We start from the raw sequence: 17,814 nt of genomic DNA on the forward strand, positions 1-17,814 counted from the left end.
CACTCCTTTGTGTTGTCCGCTCCCCGGCAGTGTCTGAACCGGGGCACTGTCCCAGAGCGGGACATTTTTCCGAACCGGGGCAGTACCCATACCTGGACATCGCCTCGAACCGGAACCTGTGGACTGCTCTAAATGCAGCAACACGACCCCTCACGGAGCCGTGTATTAGGTCAGGATACCAAATCCGGACCGATGTGGCACATCACACGTCAGCCGTGTTGACCTCGGTCAGCGCCTGCTGATAGCTCGGTTCGGCCTTTTTCAGCCATGCGACCACCGCGTAGGTGATCGGCATGACGAGGATTTCGACAAGTGTCTTCCAGATGAATCCGACGGCGGTGTAATTGACGAAGTCGCCCCAGGTCGAAATCCCGAGTGCGGACGCGGCAATCGAACAGAAGACGAGTGTGTCGGCGAATTCTCCGACGACCGTCGATCCGAGTAGTCGCGCCCAGAGCCGCTTTTCGCCTGCGCGTTGTTTCATTTTCACGAGCACGAACGAGTTCAGGAACTCACCCGCGAGGTAGCCGGCCAGCCCGGCGAGCAGGAACTGCGGTACCACACCGGCCACGCGTTCGAAGGCGTCCTGACCGTCGTAGAAGTCGGCGGCGGGCAGATGGATCGTCGCCCAGAAGCAGAGCGACGCCAGCAGCAGAACGGCGAAGCCCGCGAGGATGGTGCGACGCATCGCCTTGAAGCCGTAGACCTCGCTGATCACGTCACCGAGCACATAGGCGAGGGGAAACAGGTAGAAGGCTCCGTCGGTGACGAGTCCGTTGAGGTGGATCGGACCGACGTCGAGGTGCAGCCAGCTGTCGAACAGCACGACACCCTTGGTCCCGGTGATGTTGCTGATCAGCATGACGCCGATGAACAACGCCACGAGTGCGGGGAAATACGGGCTGCTCAGCGACGCGAAGACAGCCTTGCCACGTTTGTCCGTCGTTGTCACGAGAAGTGGTCCGTCACGAGGTCGTCGACGTCAGATATGCGGGGACGTCGGTACTGCAGCCGAACACCTCGCCGATCACCGGTGGTCCGGACGTCCTCACGACGGTGCGCAGACCCTCCTGCTGGGTGCCGGGTGGTACGAGGACCTCGCGACGGCCTGCCTCTGAACCGTCCTTCACGCGGGCGCGGACGACGCAGGACACGGGTTGGGTCGGATCTTTCCTGGTCACCGTGTACAGGACCGCCACAGACGAGTTGTCGATGATCTCGTAGCCGGTGGCTTGTCCGCTGACGTCGGGATCGGCGAACTTGTTGTATCCGATAGCGGCGAGGATCACACCGATGACCACCACGGCAACGGCCGATGCGATGAACCACAGACGCCGGCTGCGGGCCGACTGCGCGACGGGATAGGTGGCACGGGGTCCGCTTTGCGGCTGTTTGTGCAGGTCGGGTTCCTGCGGCGTGCCCCCGTCTGAACTGTTCACGGGTCAATACCTACCATGAGAGGAGTACGTATCCGAAGGCGAGGAACCGTGACCGAATCGCGCACGCAGGGCGGCTACCGTCTCATGGCAGTGCATGCCCATCCCGACGACGAGTCGAGCAAGGGTGCGGCCACATCGGCCAAGTACGCCGCCGAGGGCAACGAGGTCCTCATCGTGACCCTCACCGGTGGCGAGCGCGGTGACATTCTCAATCCTGCGATGGATCGTCCAGGGATCAAAGAGCGGATGAGCGAGGTCCGTAAAGAGGAGATGGCGAAGGCCGCAGCAGCGCTCGGCGTCGAGCAGACGTGGCTCGGGTACGTCGACTCGGGCCTGCCCGAGGGCGATCCGCTACCCCCGCTGCCAGAGGGATCCTTCGCGACGCTGCCGGTCGAGGTTCCCACCGAGAAACTCGTCGCGTTGGTCCGTGAGTTCCGACCACACGTGATGATCACCTACGACGAGCACGGCGGCTACCCGCATCCCGACCACATCATGTGTCACAAGGTCTCGGTCGCCGCCTTCGAGGCAGCGGGTGACCCGGCAGCCTTCCCCGACGCGGGTGAACCGTGGACGGTGTCGAAGCTCTATTACACGCACGGTTTCATCCGCGACCGCATGGTGCTGTTCTCCGAGGAGTTCGAGAAGAACGGTCAGGAGAGTCCCTTCGCCGAATGGCTGTCGAAGTGGGACCCGAGCCGTGGCGACCTGATGGGACGCGTGACCACGCAGGTCGAATGCGCTGAGTATTTCCCGCAACGCGACGATGCGCTGCGTGCCCATGCCACGCAGATCGATCCCAACGGCATGTTCTTCGCTGTTCCGCTCGAGTGGCAGCAGCGACTCTGGCCGACCGAGGAGTACGAGCTGGCGCAGACGCGGGTGACCACCGCGATTCCGGAAACCGACCTGTTCACAGGTGTATTGCTCGACGACGACGAGTCGGTCGAGGTGGGGGAGCAGGCGACAAGATGACGTTCTCGACGATCGCGGTACTCGCCGCGCAGCAACCACAGGGCCCCGAGTTCGGCAAAGCCTCGCCGATCGGTCTCCTGGTGATCGTGGTGTTGCTCATCGGCACCGCGCTGCTCATCCGATCGATGAACAAACGGCTCCGCAGGCTGCCGAAGTCGTTCGACGCCAATCATCCCGAGGCCGATCAGGCCTTCGACGAAGGGACCGACGCCGCAGGTGCAGGCGTCACGGAGAGCTCGACACCCGAGGACGGAGTGTCGGTCACGGCGGATACGAACGCCGACCGCGACAGCCGACGGGACTCCGACCACCCCTGACCCGCTCGGCAGCACCACCCAACGACTCGCGCGACGGAGTGAACCGCAGATGCCGAATCAACTGAGCGAATCGTCGAGTCCCTATCTGCGGCAGCACGCCGACAATCCCGTCGACTGGCGCGAGTGGAGCGACGCAGCCCTCGAGGAAGCGGTCCATCGTGACGTGCCGATCCTGCTCTCGGTTGGCTACGCGGCCTGTCACTGGTGCCATGTGATGGCTCACGAGTCGTTCGAGAACGTCGACACCGCGACTCAGATGAACCGCGACTTCGTGTGCATCAAGGTCGACCGCGAGGAACGACCCGACATCGATGCGATCTACATGAACGCGACGGTCGCGATGACGCGGCAGGGAGGCTGGCCGATGACCTGCTTCCTGACCCCGGCCGGCGACCCCTTCTACTGCGGCACCTACTTTCCCGACACCCCCCGCGGCGGTATGCCCTCGTTTCGACAGATCCTGGCCGCAGTCACCGAGGCATGGACCACTCGGCGAAGTGAGATCGAATCGATGGGTTCACGTGTCCGCGAGGCGTTGTCCGACGCCGCGTCGGCGCTTCCGAACGGCGGAGTCGTCGTCGACGAACGTCTGCTCGACTACGCCGTCGCCAGCGCGCTCGGCGACGAAGACCAGACCGCGGGTGGATTCGGAGGTGCGCCGAAGTTCCCACCGTCCGCGCTGCTCGAAGGGCTGCTGCGCCACTACGAACGCACGAGCGACGCCGCGCCGCTGCAGTCGGTCATGCGCACCGCCGACGCGATGGCGCGGGGCGGCATCTATGACCAGCTCGGCGGCGGCTTCGCGCGATACGCGGTCGACAACGACTGGGTGGTCCCGCATTTCGAGAAGATGCTCTACGACAACGCACAATTACTCCGCGCTTACGGACACCTGGCACGGATCGTCGACGATCCGCTGGCAGGTCGCGTCGCCGAGGAGATCGTGGAGTTCCTGCGCCGGGATCTGCGCGTCGTCGGCGGCTTCGCTTCGTCGCTCGATGCCGACGCGGCGGGCGTCGAGGGCTCCACGTATGTGTGGACTCCAGAACAATTGCGTGACGTACTCGGCGACGACGACGGGAACTGGGCCGCAGCGCTTTTCGGTGTGACAGATGCCGGCACCTTCGAGCACGGCACGTCGACGCTGCAGTTGCGCCAGGACCCGGACGATTCGGCACGGTACGCGGATATCCGACGTCGACTCCTCGACGCACGCTCCGCGCGTCCGCAGCCGGCGCGTGACGACAAGGTCGTCACCGCCTGGAATGCCATGGCGGTGACCGCACTCGCCGAGGCGGGCGCGGCGTCGGGGCATCCCGACTGGGTCGAACTGGCCGTCGAGGTGCTCACTGAGCTGCTCGACAACCACCTCGTCGACGGCGTGCTCCGCAGGTCGTCCCTCGGTGGCCTGGTCGGAACACCGGTCGCCGCGCTCGACGATCACGCCGCGCTGATCACTGCGATGCTGACCGTGTACCAGATCACCGGGGAGCAGCGGTGGTGCGAGCAGGGTCTGGCGCTGCTCGACACCACGATCGACACTTTCGCCGACCCCGACGAGCAGGGCGCCTGGTTCGACGCCGCGTCGGACTCGCTGATCGCTCGTCCCCGGGACCCTGCCGACGGTGCGACCCCGGCAGGGGCGTCGTTGATCGCCGAGGCCGCACTGATCGCGTCGGCGATCGCACGGATGGGGCCGGCGACGCGCTACGCGAGCATCGTCGATGCGACGTTGGCGCGCGGCGCCGTGTTGTTGGCGAAGGTTCCGCGCTCGGCGGGCCACTGGTTGGCGGTTGCCGAGGCGCGGCAAGGCGGCCCGCTCCAGATCGTGGTGGCCGAGGACTCGCGCACCGATGGGGAGTTGGCAAGGGCTGCACGACGACTCGCACCCGGCGGGGCGATCATCGTATCCGGGGGTCGTGATGAGCAACCACTGCTCGACGGTAGGGGACCGGTAGGCGGGCGCGATGCCGTCTACGTCTGCCGCGGAACCGTGTGCGACCTACCCACCACCTCAGCCGCCGAGCTGGCGTCGAAGCTGGGGTGAGGGGGCTACCCGTTCAGCAAGGAGGCCGGGACAGGTCGACGTAGGTGCCGACGGCAGCGTCGATCACGGACATACACAGCTGATGGTTCTCGGCGCGCGTGATCCGGCCGTCGACGATGCTGCCGACCGAACTCGCGCGGACGAACGCGATCCAACCGGAGAAAGCGACGATCCCCAGCTCTCGCGCATGTCCGTGTGCCCCCGCAGCGTCGAGAAAGGCGTTGCACAGGCTGTGCATGTCGCGCTCGATCGGGCCGCGAACCGCCGGATCGGCAGAAATCGAACTGCGATTGGCGATCATGACGAGCGCCAGATGCTCGTCGTAGAAGTCGAGGTAGGCGTCCAGTGCCGCACTGATACGGTCACGCACGGTCGGCGCCGTCAGCGTCGATACCTTGTGGCGTAGATCCGAGTGTGCCGCCTCCCAGATCGCGCCGAAGAACTCTGCCTTGGTGGGGAAGTAGTGATACATCAGCCGACGGGTGACGCCTGCCTGTGCTGCGATTTCGGCCATCGAGAGAGCCTCGAAGTCGGAGGTCGAGCTGAACGCGCGCATCCCGACGTCGAGTAGATCAGCTCGCCGAGCTTCGGGGGTCATGCGTTGTCGCGTCGACATGGGTTGATCGTAGATGGTTGACCGGATCACACCCGAGGCTTAGCCTTTCGTTATTACACAAGAGTGAAATAGGGGTCACCGTGGTGAAGGCATTCCAGGTCTGGTTGGTCATCTTCGGGCTCGTCGTGGCAGCGATCGCGGTAGCCCACCTCTTCGGTGGGCAGGCCACCTACATCGGCGGGGGGTCGGTCAATGCGACGATGGATTCTGACCTTCGCTTCTACAACGTCTTGTTCTTGGCGTACGGATGCGTGTTCATCTGGACGGCACGGGATCCTCGGACGTATGCCACGCTGATCAATCTGCTGGGGCTGCTGTTCTTTCTCGGCGGTGTAGCGCGGCTTCTCGCCTGGATGGCGAGTGGAGCTCCCAGCGTCTTCTACCAGGTGATGATTCCCGTCGAATTGGTGATTCCCGTTGTCCACTGGGCAATCTTGCGAAGTTTTCGACAGACGGATCAGTCGAACGCCGACGTGGCCGCAACTCCGTCGTCGTAGCCGAGAGTCGCTGCGAGACCGCGGATATCGGGGTCGAAAGGGGTGTCACCCGAGAGCGGCAACCACACTCCCGGACTCCTCCAGAGCGGCGAGGACGCCCGTCATCCAGCCGATTCCGAGCAATCCGCCGCCCCCGAGCACCAGCGTGCTCGAGGCGGTCACAACGACGTGCGGCGTGGCCGGGCACCCTCGGGGCCGCGCAGTTCGACCAGACGTCGATCGCCCGCGTGGTCGCTGAGCAGTGCGCTGCCGGCGGGACGCAGGTCGATGTTGGCGCCCTGACTGATGGGCCACCCGAGGAACCTGCAGATGAACGACCGCGAAAAATGGCCATGCGAGACGACGATGACGTCGGACTTCGCGAAGCGTTCTTCGACATGGTCGACGGCGGAGTCGACACGCGTGGTCATCTGCGACACCGATTCGCCGTTGCGGCCGCCGCCGGTCCAGATTGTCCAGTCCGGGTCGTACTGCTCGTGAATCTGTGCCCGCGTGAGCCCCTCGTAGTCGCCGTAGTCCCACTCGGCGAACAGTTCGCTCGTCTCGTTGACATGCAGCCCGGCCAGTTCCGCCGTCCGCTGGGCACGTTTGCGCGGAGACGCCATGACCCAGGGATTGGTCAGGCCCGCACGTTTTTCTATGCCCTTCAACGCTCGCGCATCCTCCTCGCCCTTGGGTGTCAGATCGATGTCGGTGCGACCGGTGTGCCGGTCGGTCAGCGACCACTCGGTCTGACCGTGGCGGATCAGGAGCACGTGGTGGGTGGCGTCGTCGCGCGGAGAGTCGCTCATCGCTCCGATGCTAGTGGCGTCTGCGGTGTCGCCGCACGCCTATCCACCGTCCTGTGGGCGCACGCGTCAGTTGCTCATGCGCTTGATTCCGTGAGCAATTCGTAAGACACCACGTCGACAGCGTCCGATCCGGACAGACCGGGGTAGTGCTGGTCGAGTGCTCGGTGGAGGTCACCGAGGTCGTCGAATCCATCTTCTCGGGCGTCCTCGTCGGTGAGCGCATCTCGCGGGACGGAACGCACCTGAGTGATTGTGGCGTCTACGACGACTGTTTTGCCGTCTGTCTTCTCGAAAACGATCTCGGCGGGGCCCGGCCGGAAAGGATCGTCGACGCGAATCGTCTGGCGTTTCGTGCCGGACCGGATCATCTGCTCGTAGCCCTCCCACATGTAGAGCCGCTGGCGGCGCTCGGTGTCACGCCAGTCGTAGGCGAAGGGAAGGAGTTCCCGCGCTGTGCGCGTCGCCAGCCCGTTGGGCTCGCGGATCACGAACTGGATGTCAGGTGAGATATCGAAGAAGACCTGACGACACTTCCCACAGGGCGCGATCACTGCGCGAGTCGGGCCATAGGCGGCGGCAATGGCAGCGATGGGGTCAGCGGGATGCGCTGAGGCGTGGTTGGACAACGCGGCGACTTCTCCGCAGGGTCCGCCAAGGAAATGAAACGTATTCAGCCCGAGAATGACTTGTCCGGATTCGGTCAGTACGCCACCTGCAACGGTGTGGCCGTCCCCATTGTTCCAACGCGCGGCATGATCGATGGTCGTCTTGGTGAGTGTCCGCAACCTTTCGGAGAGCATGCTTGTCAACGTAGCAACGTTGCTCTGCATTGCTGTCGACACGCCGCATCGCGGCAGCGTGCGGGATGGCGGGATGGCGGGACGGACTCAATCACGCAGTGCAAGTGCGAATCTGTCGATCAGCCAATCGATCTCGTCGTGTGTCACGACGAGGGGTGGAGCGAGGCGGATCGTCGAACCGTGGGTGTCTTTGGCGAGTACGCCACGTGCTGCGAGGCGGAGGCAGAACTGCTTGCCGGTTCCCAGGTCGGGGTCGATGTCGATACCCGCCCACAGCCCCTTACCGCGGACCGCGACGACGCCGTGTCCGACGAACTCACGGAGACGCGTGTGTAGGTGTGCGCCGAGTTCGGCAGCACGTGCCTGCCAGGTGCCCTCGGCGAGCATCCGTACCACCGTGTGTCCGACTGCCGCCGCAAGCGGGTTCCCGCCGAACGTCGAACCGTGTTGTCCGGGATGCAGCACGCCGAGGACATCGTGGTCGGCCACCACGGCCGACACCGGAAGTACACCGCCGCCGAGCGCCTTTCCGAGTGCGTACACGTCGGGCACCACGTTCCAGTGCTCGCACGCGAATGTCGTACCGGTGCGGCCCAACCCGGACTGGATCTCGTCAGCGATCATCAGCACGTTGCTGTCGGTGCACAGGCGCCGAACCGCGGGCAGATAGTCGTCGGGTGGGACGATGATCCCGGCCTCGCCCTGGATGGGTTCGATGAGGACGGCCACCGTGTTGTCGTCGATCGCATCGGCGAGTGCGGCGGCGTCTCCGAAGGGGACGCGCGTGAACCCCGGTGTGAACGGACCGAAGCCGCCTCGGGCGTCCTCGTCGTCGCTGAAGCTCACGATGCTGATCGTGCGCCCGTGGAAGTTGCCTCCCGCGACGATGATGTTCGCTTTGCCCGGCGCCACGCCCTTGACGTCGTAGCCCCATTTGCGCGCGACCTTGAGGGCGGATTCGACCGCCTCGGCACCGGTGTTCATCGGTAGCACCATGTTTTTGCCGCACAGCGCCGCAAGTGCCGCGCAGAAGGGCTCGAGCGTATCCGAACCGAACGCGCGGCTCGTGAGCGTGACCCGATCGAGCTGCGCCTTCGCCGCGGCGACGATCTCCGGATTGCGGTGGCCGAAGTTCACCGCGGAGTAGGCGCCGAGTGCGTCGAGATACCGTCGACCGTCGACGTCGGTGATCCATGCGCCGTCGGCGGTGGCTGCGGTGACCGGCAGTGGTGAGTAGTTGTGCGCCACATGGGGTTCGGAGAGTGGATGCGTGGTCTTGCGGTCAATGCCGGTCGTCGTGCCCTCGCCTGCTGTGGGCATTCGCAATTCGAGGGTGCAGCATTTGATGCCGCCGCCGCCCTTGAGGAGCTCGGAGAGGTCGACGGTGATCGGGACGTAGCCGGCCTCGTGCAGTCGTGCTGCCAAGTCCGGAGCAGCGTCGGTCATCACCACGTGACGACCGTCGGAGACGAGGTTGAGCCCGAGGACCTCCGCGTCGCGTTCGGTCGCGATGATCGCGTCGGGATAGAGGTCGGCGAGCAGAGCACGCGATGCCGCGGAGAAGGCCATCGGGTAGTACGCGATCGTGTCGTCGTCGAGCACGCCGAGCGCGGTGTCGAGGTGGTAGAAGCGCGGGTCCACCAATTCGAGGGTGACGACCGGCAGTCCGGTGATGGAGGCGACCTCGACGTGCGTGTCCGGATGCGTTCGGAACCCGGTGCCGGCGAGGATGCGACGACCGACCAGCAGGAAGTCGCCCTCGCCCTCCTGCACACCGACGGTCTCATGCACAGCGTCGACGCCGCAGGTGTGGAACCATGCCGTGTAGTGCTCGCCTTCCGGTGCGCGCTCGGGGTGCAGGAAGCGCGCAGCCACGGCTTTTCCGTCGACGACGAATCCGCCGTTGGCCGCGTAGACCATGTCGGGAAGATCCGGCTGAGCGTCGACGAGTGTCACGGAGTGGCCGAGGGATTCGTAGATCGCCCGCAGCGACTCCCACTGGGCCATGGCCCGCGCGGTGTCCACGGGGATCGAGGGATCCATCCAGGGGTTGATGGTGTAGCTGACGGTGTAGTGGGAAGGAGGGGTCATCGCATAGGTGCGGGTGCGGGGGGTGCGCTCGGTGCGCGCGGCAAACCGTGGACTCGTCAACGTCATATTTCGACGGTATCGTCGGCGTATGGCGCAAGCAATCGCCGTAAATTGCGCATTTGCTTAAGTAATCCCTAAATGAGGGTGGCAGAGGGTGGAAAAGTTGCGTCAGATCGACGAACTCGACGAGAAGGTGCTCGAATGCCTGGCCCGTGACGCACGGGCGACGTATGCACAGATCGGCGACGAAGTCGGTCTGTCGGCTCCCGCAGTCAAGCGTCGAGTCGATCGACTCGTCGACGAGGGTGTGATCAAGGGCTTCACGACGGTCATCGATTCGACTGCGATGCAGTGGACCACCGAGGCGTACGTGCAGGTCTTCTGTCGGGGCAACATCTCGCCGGAGGAGCTCGCCGCCGCGTGGGAGCCGATTCACGAGGTGGTCAGCGCTGCCACGATCACGGGCCAGGCCGACGCCATCCTGCGCGTGATGGCCCGCGACGTCCACCACCTCGAGCATGCGCTCGAACGCATCAGACAAGCGGGACCGGTCGATCGCAGTGAGTCGATCATCGTACTGAGCCAATTGATCGACAGGGGGCACCCGTGACCTCGACGGGCCGGCGACTTGTCGGGCATCCGTGAAGCCGTGCTAACCTGTCCGATGTGACCAGCAACGTGCGCGCCTATTGGCGTTTCTTTATCGAGGCTCCGGGTGAGCCTGCGATGAAGCGCTGAATCTGCGTCGCACAGAAAACCCGGAGCCCGAGCAGTGACCACGAGGTCGCTGCTTTTCTCATGTCAGGGGCCTCCGGCGTCAATAACAGCGGGTGTCCCCAGTCGCAGAGACCAGGCCACCACCCGCGAAAGGCAACACGACGTGACCACCCTGCCCGACCTGACCGCCACATCGCTGCATGGAACCGACTCCGCCTCGGAGTCGACATCGGATCGTCGCATCAGGTCATTCCGGTCCATCCCCTCGCCGGACACCATCCGCACCGAGCTCCCGCTGACCGCGCGCCGCGCGCTCCGGGTGCAGGCCGACCGCGACGAGATCGCCGCGATTCTCGCCGGTCGTGACGACCGTCTGCTCGTGGTGGTCGGCCCCTGCTCGGTGCACGACCCCATCGCTGCACTCGACTACGCACGCCGCCTGGCCCCGCTGGCCGACGACTACGCCGACCGGCTCAAGATCGTGATGCGCGTGTACTTCGAGAAGCCGCGCACCACGGTCGGCTGGAAGGGCCTCATCAACGACCCGGGCATGGACGGGACCTTCGACGTCGAGCGCGGACTTCGGACGGCGCGGTCGCTTCTGCTCGACATCATCGATCTCGGGCTCCCCGTCGGATGTGAGTTTCTCGAACCGACCAGCCCGCAGTACATCGCCGACGCCGTCGCGTGGGGCGCCATCGGTGCACGAACCACGGAGTCGCAGGTCCACCGTCAGCTCGCGTCCGGGCTGTCGATGCCGATCGGATTCAAGAACGGCACCGACGGCAACGTCCAGGTCGCCATCGACGGAGTGAATGCCGCTGCAGCGCAACACGTGTTCTTCGGTGTCGATGATTTCGGCCACGGCGCACTCGTCGAGTCCGCAGGCAACGAGGACTGCCACATCATCCTGCGTGGCGGGACGCACGGCCCCAACTTCGACGACGAGTCGGTCGCGTCGGCGATCGCAGCACTCGACAAGGCGGCCCTGCCGCCACGCGTGATGATCGACTGCAGCCACGCCAACTCCGGCAAGGACCACGTCCGGCAGGCGCAGGTCGCCGCTGAGATCGCGGCGACGATTCGGACACGCCGCGCCGCGGGTCACCCACCGCTCATCAGCGGCGTGATGCTCGAGAGTTTCCTCGAAGCCGGCGCCCAGTCGCTTGATACCGAGTCGCCCGACCCCCAGCCGCTCGTGTACGGCAAGTCGGTGACCGACAAGTGCATGGACTGGGAAACCAGCGCACGAGTCCTCGCCGATCTCGCGCGCAGCTGAGGCGCCTGTCTGCTCACAGCAGAAGGGCCGACGGCTGACGGTATCGGTGACCTACGCTCGAACGCATGGCACCGACGAACGATCCTCACACGCCCGACGCGCCTGAACCGCTCTGGCGTGAGATCACAGGTCGCGTGCTGCGCCGACACCGCCACGAGCGCGGCGAGCGACTCATCGAGACCGCACAGCGCGCGGGGGTGTCGAGTCAGTACCTCTCCGAGATCGAACGTGGCCGTAAAGACGCCTCGTCCGAGTTGCTCGCGGCGGTCGCAGGTGCCGTGGATCTGAGCCTTCTCGATCTCACCCGCGAGGTCGCCGACGAACTCGCCCGCCTCGAGAGCGTGGGAGTCAGGCGCGGATCTGCAGTCAGTGGACCGGTTGCGCTGCATTCGCTCTCGCCCGGCCTGCAACCGATTCGGCCGCGCGCTGCGTTTCGCGCAGGACTGCGTGGACCGGTCGCGCTGGCGGCGTGACCGACCCGATCTGATCGCTCGCGATCCCGGTGCTCAACGCATTGGTCGCCCCCTGGTGTCGATGACCTGATCGGCGAGACCGTACTCGACGATCTCTGCGGCCCGCAGCACTCGATCGCGGTCGGTGTCGTGCCGCAACGTCTCGATGTCACGACCGGTGTGTCGACTCAGTGCCTCCTCGATCTCTGCGCGAATGCGCAGGATCTCCTCGGCGGCAAGGATCAGATCGGGAATCGTGCCGCGTCCCTGGCCCGACGGTTGATGGAGCAGGACACGCGCATGGGGGAGACCGAACGCCTGCCCGGTGTACCCGCGGCCAATAACAGCGCCGTCGATGAGAGTGCCTGTCCCACACAGGTGGTGGCGATCGGTGCGTGGCAGTACTGCATGGTGTCGTAGAGCGCGAAGGTCGCTGTCACCGAGGCTCCGGGTGAGTTGATGTAGATCTCGATGGGTGCGTCGGGGTTGTCGGAGTCCAGATGCAGGATCTGCGCGATGAGCGCGTTCGCGACGCCGTCGTCGAGTTCGGTGCCCAGGTAGAGGATCCGGTCGTCGAGAAGTCTGCTGTAGACGTCCATCACGCGTTCGCCCTGCGGTGTGCGGGTGATGACGTTGGGAATCGTGTAGGTGCTCATGCGTTACTCACCTCGAAACCCGCTGCGGCGGCGCTCCTCGGGCGGATCTGTGCGATGTCGGTGACGATGTGGTCGACGAATCCGTACTCGACGGATTCGGTTGCGGTGAACACGTGGTCGCGGAGTGAGTCGTCGAAGATTCTCTCGCACGTCTGTCCGGTCTGCTCGGCGATGATGGTCAGGACGGTGTCGCGGACGTGGCGGAGATCGTCGGCTTGCAGTTCGATGTCGGGCGCGTATCCGCCGATGCCTGCCGAACCCTGATGCAGCAGTACCTTCGCGTGCGGTGCGATGAAGCGTTTACCCCTAGTCCCGTTGCACAGGATGAATTGACCTGCGCTGTATGCCATACCGAGGTTCACGGTGATCACGTCGTTCGGGATCAGCGCCATGACGTCGGTGATCGCGAGCATCGCGGGCACCGAACCACCCGGCGAGTTGATCCAGAGCGCGATGTCGGCGGCGGGATCGTCGTCGGAGAGCATGACGAGCTGCGAGCACAATTGTGTGCCGATGTCGTCGTCGAGTGCCGAGTCCAGTGTCAGGATGCGTTGTCCGAAAAGGGTTTCTGCGGTGCGCTTCCGTAGCGGTAGGTGGTGCTGTTCTTCTGTCATGAGTCGATCGTCGGTGGCGAAGGGGGCAGACGTCATGCCGATTCCGCCTCGGGCGGCGCGGATCTGCCCTGGGCAGCAGTACGCAGCTCGTAGCGGAACGTCTGCCACTCAGCTGACGTCGATCACCGGGCGTCCGGTCGGGATGGTGATCCGGGCCCTACGGTGCAGCGGGATATCCGGCGCCGCAATCGAATCGCTCACACGGTAGTCGGCCTCCCAGTTGTCTGCGGTCAGTCTGTTGAGGACGTAGCCACGCTGGGCGTTACCGAAGTGGATGTGGGGTGAGGCGGCCTTGAGTTGCCGGTCGCTGGCGTCACTGTCTTCGCCGTCCGCGCCGGACGCGATGGACGTGCCGGCGAGTTCGACGCCGACGGTCAGGGAGGGCCGCGAATACGTCGAGCGCAGTTCGGACACCACGTTGCGGTGGATGTCACCGACGATCGACACCAGGTTGCCGACGCCGCACTCGCGCGCGCCGTCGAGAATCCTTGCGCGCGAGGCCTCATAGCCACTCCAACCGTCCATGCTGACCGCCCGTGTACCGTTCTTGCGGCGGGCGAGATCGGCGATGGTCGTCTGATGCGCGAGAACGTTCCACCGTGACCGGCTCGCGGCGAGTCCGTCGAGCAGCCACTTCTCCTGGGCGGTGCCGGTGATGGTACGTCGGGGGTCGGCGGTGGCTGCGTTCTGGGCGGTGTCGTTGTCGCCGTTGGCCTGATCGCTGCGGAATGTCCGGGTGTCGAGGACGCTGAACTCGACGAGGTCGCCGTAACCGAACCGGCGGTAGGCGCGCAGGTCGTAGAGATCAGTTGTCGTGGTCGGCCGTGGACGTTGGGCGACACGGACCGGAGTGTTCTCCCACCATGCGCGCATAGCCTGGGCTCTGCGGGCGAGGAAGTCGGGGATGGGCTGATCATCCTCGGGAATGCGTGCAGCCCAGTTGTTGTCGACCTCGTGGTCGTCGAAGATCGTGATGAACGGGCTGGCCAGGTGTGCGGCCTGTAGGTTCGGGTCGAGCTTGTACAGGGCGTATCGATCGCGGTAATCGTCGAGTGTTGCGCACTCGCGGTGTGCTGAGGCAGGCGTAGCCCGTGTCCGTCGTCGGCCGCCATCTGTGGGAATGGGCTTTTCGTAGATGTAGTCGCCGAGATGGAACACGACGTCGGGTGCGTGTGCAGCCATATCGGCGTACGCGGGGTAGTGTCCGTCGGCCCAGGACTGGCAGGATGCGAACGCGAAAGTCAGCTCACCGAGGCGACTTCCGTGAGGTGCAGCGGTACGGGTACGGCCCGTCGGCGAGATCGCCGTACCCGCGCGGAACCGGTAGAAGTAGTCGGCCGATGGACGCAGACCACGGACGTCAGCGTGCACGCTGTGTCCGTTCTCGGGTGTGGCCAGTTCGACGCCGCGTGCCACGACCTGCCGCATCGCGTGGTCGGTGGCGATCTCCCATTCGACGGGTACCGGCACCCGGCCCATCCCTCCGCCGCGTGCGAGCGGGTCGGCCGCCAGGCGCGTCCAGAGGACAATGCCGTCGGGCAGCGGATCTCCCGACGCCACACCGAGAGTGAACAGTTCGCTTCCGCGACGGGGCGGCGGCGCCGACGCGGCGTCGGTGGTGAACATCCACGGAACGGTCGCGATGCCCGCGGCGACCCCTGCCCAGGTGAGGAAACGACGACGGGTGGTGCCGAGGTGGATGGTCTTGTCGCGGTCCAGACGAAGCTCGCCGAGAACAGGTGGGCGGCATGACATGTTCGGCATGCCGCCACCCGATCATCGGCGGTTATCGAGTGTTCGACGGTGGCCGGACGGTCCGGTGAGCACGGGATGAAGACCAAGTGGCTCGGCGTCGAATCGCAACCGGAACTCAGCTGAGCACGACGAGCCACACCGCGGTGTAGTGCAGCAGTGCCGCGACGGCCGTGCAGGCGTGAAAGACCTCGTGGTGGCCGAACACCCCGGGCCACGGATTCGGCCATCGGGCAGCGTAGAGCACGCCGCCCACGCTGTAGAAGACCCCACCGACGGCGAGCAGTATCAGCACGAGCCACCCGACATGCGCGACGAGCGCCGGAGCGACAGCCACGATCACCCAGCCGAGCACCAGATACAACACGACGCCCAGCCAGCGCGGCGCCGCCGGCCACGCGATCTTCAGCACGACACCAGCCAGTGCGCCCACCCAGACGATGCCGAGCACCCACCAGCTCGTCGGGGCGGACAGGCCCATCGCGCAGAACGGTGTGTAGGTGCCCGCGATGAACAGGAAGATCATCGAGTGGTCTGCCCGCTTCATGTGGATCTGGGCGCGCAACGACTTCCACGCGATGCGGTGATACGACGCCGAGACCGCGAACAAGCCGACGACGGTGACCGCGTATACGGCGCAGGCGACCGCGGCGCCGGGGCCGCGTGCGCATGCTGCACCGATGACCAGGGCGAGGCCTGCGGCGAGCGCGATGAACGCCGACCACTGATGAATGACACCTCGGAGTCGAGGTCTGTCGGCGACAGCAGTCACCAGGAGGGGGTTCACGAAAGCTACGGTACCGTAACTTCATGTGCGCAGGCTGTTAAGCGAGTGCGTCGATCACGGCTGCGAGCTGCTCGGCGTCGATGGGTGTCGGCTGATAGACACACACCTCGTCGACCCTGACGTCGAGGTCGCGCACGGCGTCGAACGCGTCGATGCGCGTCCGGATGCCGCGTGCCACGTCCTCGGCGCTGCCGCAGGCGGCGATGGTGTGCAACAGGTCATCGTCGATCAGCTCGGGCATCTCGCTCCAGCGCCCCTGCTTGGAGAGCGCATTCAGCTCGGGCTGCAGATGCGCTGCACCGTGCGCGGCCAGAACCGGGCGATAGGCCGGTGTGGATCCGTAGAAGGCGAGTAGACGTCGTGCTGCGGTGTGGTCGTTTCCCACGGACACGATCACCTCAGGTATCACGGTGAAGCCGCGAGGGGAGAGGTGTGCTCGGCGGGCGAGGCCGCGTCGGATGTTGGGGATCGTCGTCGAGGTGAGGAAGTCCGGGGTACTGAACGGCATCACGAGTACACCGTCGGCGTAGGTCGCCGCGGCGCGTGTCATCAGCGGTCCCAGTGCGCCGACGAACACCGGTGGCCTCCCGAAGGGATTGGGGCCGGGGTTGAACGTCGGTGTCATCAGGGTGTGGCGGTGGTAGGTGCCCTCGTAGCGCAGTGGGGCACCGGTCTCCCAGGCGTCGAAGATCGCGTTGATTGCGCCGACCTTGTCGGCCATTCGCCCGACGGGATCGTCGAACTCGGCGCCGAACCGCTTCTCGATCTGTGGACGGATCTGGGTACCGAGGCCGAGGCGGAAGCGTCCACCGGACAGGAGTTGGAGGTCGTTGGCGGTATGCGCGAGATGAATCGGGTTGCGTGGGAACGCGATGGCGACATTGGTCAGCAGGCTCAGGTCGGGTACCGACGCGGCCACGACCAGCGGTGTGAACACGTCGTGCGGTCCCTCGAAGGTGAAGACGCCCGACGCTCCTGCGTCAGCCAGCGTCGCGGCGCGCTGCGCTGCACCGACCGGGCCGAACAGTGCCGTCGTCACCGCGACCCGACTCATCAGGCCATCCCTGTCATTCGGAATCGGCGTTGTTGTAGCGATGCAGCAGAGTGGCGAACAGATCGAGGTCCTCGGGGGTCCACGACTCGAGTCTGGCCGCGATGGCCTCTCCACTGCGCTGCCGGATCTCCCCGAGGATGTCGAGCGCCTCCGGTGTCGGCTCGAGGGACTGCGACCTCGACGACGTCGACTCGGGCGAACGGCGCAGCAGTCCGCGGCGTCGGAGTTCTGCGAGTTGGCGGCTCGCCGTCGACTTGTCGATGCTCGCTGCTTTCGCGAGCGCGGCGGCATTGATCCCGGGACTGTCGGAGATGAGTGCCAGCAGTGAGTACTCCACGAAGGTCAGCCCTCCCTCCGCGTAGATCTCGCGGGCGCCGTTGCGCAACCTGCGCGACAGCGTGACCAGTTCTTGACCGACCACTTCTGCAGCGTCGGGTTGCCCGGGTGACACCATAGTTGTATATTACAACCTATTCGTGTTGCATTTTGCAACCAAGTAAGTTGCTCTCCCCTCAGCCCCAGAAGGTAATCGATGTCCGCTGCTCCCAACCACGCGTTGTCGATCAAGACGATCGCGTCGCATGTCGCCGTTCCCCTCGTCATCGGTGCCGTCATGGCACTGGCCTACCTCGGTGGGTTCCACAAGCCCGATCCTCACGACCTGCGCGTGGATGTCGTCGGTACCGGCGCGTCGACGCAGGTGATCGCGCAGACGCTGCAACAGGATCTCGGTGACCACGTGTCGATTCGCACCATCGCGACCGCCGACCAGGCCAGGGATGCGATCGAACACCGGGAGATTGCGGCGGCCTTCGAGCCGAAGGCCGACACCCCGGTGCTGTACGTGTCCACAGCGGCGTCGGATCCCACAGCGGTGACGATCGAACGCATCTTCAACGGCATCACGATCGCGGAGAACCAGCCCCTGAA

Annotated in this window: 18 protein-coding genes and 2 pseudogenes; 8 read left to right on the plus strand and 12 right to left on the minus strand. The window is 65.3% G+C overall.

The window, feature by feature from the left end; genetic code table 11:
* Positions 1–202 precede the first annotated feature (202 nt).
* Both GOOTI_RS04110 and GOOTI_RS04115 read right to left on the minus strand, forming a co-directional pair.
* Positions 203–952, minus strand: a complete 750-nt coding sequence (locus GOOTI_RS04110; RefSeq protein ID WP_007237304.1) for a queuosine precursor transporter — start codon at positions 950–952, stop codon at positions 203–205.
* 13 nt (positions 953–965) lie between these two features.
* Positions 966–1,439: a DUF4307 domain-containing protein gene (locus GOOTI_RS04115; RefSeq protein ID WP_007237305.1), complete on the minus strand. Its 474-nt coding sequence runs from the start codon at positions 1,437–1,439 to the stop codon at positions 966–968.
* 15 nt (positions 1,440–1,454) lie between these two features.
* On the opposite strand from GOOTI_RS04115, the gene mca reads away from it, so the two are divergent.
* The 3 genes from mca to GOOTI_RS04130 are packed head-to-tail and all read left to right on the plus strand — an operon-like array spanning position 1,455 to position 4,778.
* Positions 1,455–2,414, plus strand: a complete 960-nt coding sequence (gene mca, locus GOOTI_RS04120) for a mycothiol conjugate amidase Mca (protein WP_051997854.1) — start codon at positions 1,455–1,457, stop codon at positions 2,412–2,414.
* Positions 2,411–2,731, plus strand: a complete 321-nt coding sequence (locus GOOTI_RS04125; RefSeq protein ID WP_007237307.1) for a hypothetical protein — start codon at positions 2,411–2,413, stop codon at positions 2,729–2,731. Before mca ends, GOOTI_RS04125 begins: the two co-directional genes overlap by 4 nt.
* A gap of 49 nt (positions 2,732–2,780) precedes the next feature.
* Positions 2,781–4,778 carry a thioredoxin domain-containing protein gene (locus GOOTI_RS04130; protein WP_007237308.1) on the plus strand — a complete coding sequence of 666 codons (1,998 nt, stop codon included), beginning with the start codon at positions 2,781–2,783 and terminating at the stop codon, positions 4,776–4,778.
* Positions 4,779–4,791: 13 nt separating this feature from the next.
* Here the strand turns inward: GOOTI_RS04130 and GOOTI_RS04135 are convergent, their stop codons facing one another.
* Positions 4,792–5,394, minus strand: coding sequence for a TetR/AcrR family transcriptional regulator (locus GOOTI_RS04135; protein ID WP_007237309.1), 603 nt, complete (start codon positions 5,392–5,394; stop codon positions 4,792–4,794).
* Positions 5,395–5,477: 83 nt separating this feature from the next.
* Here GOOTI_RS04135 and GOOTI_RS04140 point away from each other — a divergent pair, with 83 nt between their 5' ends.
* Positions 5,478–5,891 carry a DUF4345 domain-containing protein gene (locus GOOTI_RS04140; RefSeq protein ID WP_233425416.1) on the plus strand — a complete coding sequence of 138 codons (414 nt, stop codon included), beginning with the start codon at positions 5,478–5,480 and terminating at the stop codon, positions 5,889–5,891.
* Between the two features lie 158 nt (positions 5,892–6,049).
* On the opposite strand, the gene GOOTI_RS04145 is transcribed toward GOOTI_RS04140, so the two are convergent.
* The 3 genes from GOOTI_RS04145 to rocD all read right to left on the minus strand — a co-directional run bounded on the left by GOOTI_RS04145 (position 6,050) and on the right by rocD (position 9,639).
* Positions 6,050–6,682, minus strand: a complete 633-nt coding sequence (locus GOOTI_RS04145) for a histidine phosphatase family protein (RefSeq protein WP_007237311.1) — start codon at positions 6,680–6,682, stop codon at positions 6,050–6,052.
* 74 nt (positions 6,683–6,756) lie between these two features.
* Positions 6,757–7,482: an ASCH domain-containing protein gene (locus tag GOOTI_RS04150; protein ID WP_007237312.1), complete on the minus strand. Its 726-nt coding sequence runs from the start codon at positions 7,480–7,482 to the stop codon at positions 6,757–6,759.
* 87 nt (positions 7,483–7,569) lie between these two features.
* A complete protein-coding gene (rocD, locus tag GOOTI_RS27105; RefSeq protein ID WP_007237313.1) occupies positions 7,570–9,639 on the minus strand; it encodes an ornithine--oxo-acid transaminase in 2,070 nt (689 codons plus the stop codon).
* Positions 9,640–9,736: 97 nt separating this feature from the next.
* Here rocD and GOOTI_RS04160 point away from each other — a divergent pair, with 97 nt between their 5' ends.
* From GOOTI_RS04160 to GOOTI_RS04170, 3 genes are all read left to right on the plus strand, one after another.
* Complete coding sequence (locus GOOTI_RS04160; protein WP_039993353.1) at positions 9,737–10,183, plus strand: Lrp/AsnC family transcriptional regulator; 447 nt, start codon at positions 9,737–9,739, stop codon at positions 10,181–10,183.
* Positions 10,184–10,453: 270 nt separating this feature from the next.
* Positions 10,454–11,569, plus strand: a complete 1,116-nt coding sequence (locus GOOTI_RS04165; RefSeq protein ID WP_007237314.1) for a 3-deoxy-7-phosphoheptulonate synthase — start codon at positions 10,454–10,456, stop codon at positions 11,567–11,569.
* A gap of 65 nt (positions 11,570–11,634) precedes the next feature.
* Positions 11,635–12,042 carry a helix-turn-helix domain-containing protein gene (locus GOOTI_RS04170; RefSeq protein WP_007237315.1) on the plus strand — a complete coding sequence of 136 codons (408 nt, stop codon included), beginning with the start codon at positions 11,635–11,637 and terminating at the stop codon, positions 12,040–12,042.
* Positions 12,043–12,075: 33 nt separating this feature from the next.
* Here the strand turns inward: GOOTI_RS04170 and GOOTI_RS04175 are convergent.
* The 6 genes and pseudogenes from GOOTI_RS04175 to GOOTI_RS04200 all read right to left on the minus strand — a co-directional run bounded on the left by GOOTI_RS04175 (position 12,076) and on the right by GOOTI_RS04200 (position 17,338).
* Positions 12,076–12,677, minus strand: a pseudogene (locus GOOTI_RS04175) (ClpP family protease).
* Positions 12,674–13,291 carry a ClpP family protease gene (locus tag GOOTI_RS04180; protein ID WP_039993354.1) on the minus strand — a complete coding sequence of 206 codons (618 nt, stop codon included), beginning with the start codon at positions 13,289–13,291 and terminating at the stop codon, positions 12,674–12,676. Before GOOTI_RS04180 ends, GOOTI_RS04175 begins: the two are co-directional and overlap by 4 nt.
* A 108-nt stretch (positions 13,292–13,399) precedes the next feature.
* A complete protein-coding gene (locus GOOTI_RS04185) occupies positions 13,400–15,055 on the minus strand; it encodes an alkaline phosphatase D family protein (RefSeq protein WP_007237318.1) in 1,656 nt (551 codons plus the stop codon).
* 106 nt (positions 15,056–15,161) lie between these two features.
* Positions 15,162–15,830, minus strand: coding sequence for a PAQR family membrane homeostasis protein TrhA (trhA, locus tag GOOTI_RS04190; RefSeq protein WP_007237319.1), 669 nt, complete (start codon positions 15,828–15,830; stop codon positions 15,162–15,164).
* A gap of 37 nt (positions 15,831–15,867) precedes the next feature.
* Entirely contained in the window at positions 15,868–16,884 is a 1,017-nt protein-coding gene (locus GOOTI_RS04195) for a TIGR03617 family F420-dependent LLM class oxidoreductase (protein ID WP_007237320.1), read from the minus strand.
* Between the two features lie 13 nt (positions 16,885–16,897).
* Positions 16,898–17,338: a MarR family winged helix-turn-helix transcriptional regulator gene (locus GOOTI_RS04200; protein ID WP_007237321.1), complete on the minus strand. Its 441-nt coding sequence runs from the start codon at positions 17,336–17,338 to the stop codon at positions 16,898–16,900.
* A gap of 78 nt (positions 17,339–17,416) precedes the next feature.
* Between GOOTI_RS04200 and GOOTI_RS04205 the strand changes: the two are divergent.
* Positions 17,417–17,814 (plus strand): annotated as a pseudogene (locus GOOTI_RS04205) (hypothetical protein); the annotation flags it as partial.

Source organism: Gordonia otitidis NBRC 100426, from assembly GCF_000248075.1.
GTDB classification, from domain to species: domain Bacteria; phylum Actinomycetota; class Actinomycetes; order Mycobacteriales; family Mycobacteriaceae; genus Gordonia; species Gordonia otitidis.

What these genes read in the sequence shown, in the direction of transcription:
- GOOTI_RS04195 (WP_007237320.1), bottom strand. Translation starts at nt 16,884, where the DNA reads ATGAGTCGGGTCGCGGTGACGACGGCACTGTTCGGCCCGGTCGGTGCA.
- GOOTI_RS04150 (WP_007237312.1), bottom strand. Translation starts at nt 7,482, where the DNA reads ATGCTCTCCGAAAGGTTGCGGACACTCACCAAGACGACCATCGATCAT.
- GOOTI_RS04145 (WP_007237311.1), bottom strand. Translation starts at nt 6,682, where the DNA reads ATGAGCGACTCTCCGCGCGACGACGCCACCCACCACGTGCTCCTGATC.
- mca (WP_051997854.1), top strand. Translation starts at nt 1,455, where the DNA reads ATGAGAGGAGTACGTATCCGAAGGCGAGGAACCGTGACCGAATCGCGC.
- GOOTI_RS04180 (WP_039993354.1), bottom strand. Translation starts at nt 13,291, where the DNA reads ATGACAGAAGAACAGCACCACCTACCGCTACGGAAGCGCACCGCAGAA.
- GOOTI_RS04130 (WP_007237308.1), top strand. Translation starts at nt 2,781, where the DNA reads ATGCCGAATCAACTGAGCGAATCGTCGAGTCCCTATCTGCGGCAGCAC.
- GOOTI_RS04170 (WP_007237315.1), top strand. Translation starts at nt 11,635, where the DNA reads ATGGCACCGACGAACGATCCTCACACGCCCGACGCGCCTGAACCGCTC.
- GOOTI_RS04185 (WP_007237318.1), bottom strand. Translation starts at nt 15,055, where the DNA reads ATGCCGAACATGTCATGCCGCCCACCTGTTCTCGGCGAGCTTCGTCTG.
- GOOTI_RS04125 (WP_007237307.1), top strand. Translation starts at nt 2,411, where the DNA reads ATGACGTTCTCGACGATCGCGGTACTCGCCGCGCAGCAACCACAGGGC.
- GOOTI_RS04200 (WP_007237321.1), bottom strand. Translation starts at nt 17,338, where the DNA reads ATGGTGTCACCCGGGCAACCCGACGCTGCAGAAGTGGTCGGTCAAGAA.
- GOOTI_RS04135 (WP_007237309.1), bottom strand. Translation starts at nt 5,394, where the DNA reads ATGTCGACGCGACAACGCATGACCCCCGAAGCTCGGCGAGCTGATCTA.
- rocD (WP_007237313.1), bottom strand. Translation starts at nt 9,639, where the DNA reads ATGACGTTGACGAGTCCACGGTTTGCCGCGCGCACCGAGCGCACCCCC.